Source organism: Acidisphaera sp. L21, from assembly GCF_009765685.1.
Classification (GTDB): Bacteria; Pseudomonadota; Alphaproteobacteria; order Acetobacterales; family Acetobacteraceae; genus LMUY01.
The window spans coordinates 1-1,538 of sequence record NZ_LMUY01000024.1 but is presented as its reverse complement, the minus strand read 5'-3'; the positions used below and the strand labels follow the sequence as shown (position 1 = coordinate 1,538).

General features: G+C 56.6%; 1 protein-coding gene. It reads left to right on the top strand.

Going from position 1 to position 1,538, the window contains the following annotated elements; all coding sequences use genetic code 11:
• Window positions 1–293: 293 nt before the first annotated feature.
• Window positions 294–1,031, top strand: coding sequence for a class I SAM-dependent methyltransferase (locus GSQ76_RS06525; protein ID WP_158743109.1), 738 nt, complete (start codon window positions 294–296; stop codon window positions 1,029–1,031).
• Window positions 1,032–1,538: the final 507 nt, after the last annotated feature.

Below are 1,538 nucleotides of genomic sequence, written 5' to 3'. Positions count from 1 at the left end.
CTCCCGCCTGGACTGCAGCAAGCTCGCCCGGGTGTTCGACGTCCGCCTGCCGGACTGGCGCCCGAGCCTGGCCCGCACGATGGACGCGATCATTACGGCGTAAGCCCGCAGGCCACCAGCGCCTCCAGCATGTGCGGCGGCGGCGGTGCGATCGATGCTTTCTAGCCCAGCACTGCACCGGTTTGACCCACCTCTATCTTATAGCTCTTGCTCAAGGACGGTGTTGGGCTGAGAATAGAAGCTAACCGCCATCGCTCATTACTGTGGCCGTAATTCCTGAAGGGACTAATCTGATGGCTAGAGATACTGCGGAAGATTGGAAACGGATTGGCGAGACCGAACCTTGGTGGGGAGTGCTGTCAGCACCTGAGTTTCTGCAAGCAAACATAACAGAAGAGACGAAAGAAAGATTCTATGCTCAGGGTCGCGATGAGATGGCCTGGGTAATGGAGACGCTGGCTCAGCATTTTGGAGCAATCAAGCCAGATGTCGGTCTCGATTTTGGGGCTGGGCTTGGCCGCTTGTCATTTCCCATGGCTCATGTGTGTCGCGAAGTCTATGGTGTGGATATCTCACCAGGAATGCGGCAAGAAGCTGAAAGGCAGGCCCAAAGGCGAGAGATACAAAATGTGCGATTCGTTGACACTGTTCCGGATAATCTGCAGAGTGACTGGATCAACAGCTACATCGTTTTTCAGCACATACTTCCACGCATGGGTTATCACATACTTCGAAGTCTCTGTGCCACGTTGAACCCAGGTGGCGTCGCATCTGTTCACATGACATTTGCCCACGATTCGCGAGATAACAATACCCTGGTAAGGGATCTCTTAAGCTGGCGGTTTGACGGAGATACTCTGACGGCGCTCGAGAATAATGAGCATCGGCCTGGCGAGCAGTCGATGTATGATTATGACATGAATGTAGTTTTGATGATCTTCGCACGAGCAGGTATTCGCGATGTGCTGCTGCGGCACACGGATCATGGCGGAGCACATGGGTACTGGTTTTTCGGAAGGAAGACACACTAGAATCTGTCGGACCTGTGCAGAGTCGGATTTTGGGGGTCCGCGACGCGGGCGATCTGTGAGTCAAACTGTCTGCTGGGCAGGAGCCCAGCGGACATGGCTCTACCGCTTTCGTTGGATTTGCGTCGTCGTGCCGCTGCGGCGCTGGTAGCGATTAGTAATGTCTGCGGAGTCGCGAAATGCTTCAGCATATCACCCGCCAGTGCCGTGCGGATCGGCCAATGCCCCGGGCCGGAGGTGATCTGGCCGCGCGCAAGGTCGGTGGCACGCGACAATTGGTCCTGTTATCTGTCGCCCGAGGTGATCACTACCCACCTAGCGGCGAAGGCAGATTGGACGGTCCGGGCGCTTGCGGCCGATCTCAAGACAGCCGGCATTGACGTCACGCACGACGGGGTCTGCGTTCCTACGCCGCCAAGCCCTGAACTTCAAAAAACGCTGCTGGTTAGGGAGGCGGATTGGCCAGCCATTGCGCGCCGGCGGACGCAATGGCGAATCTAGAGGGTGTTA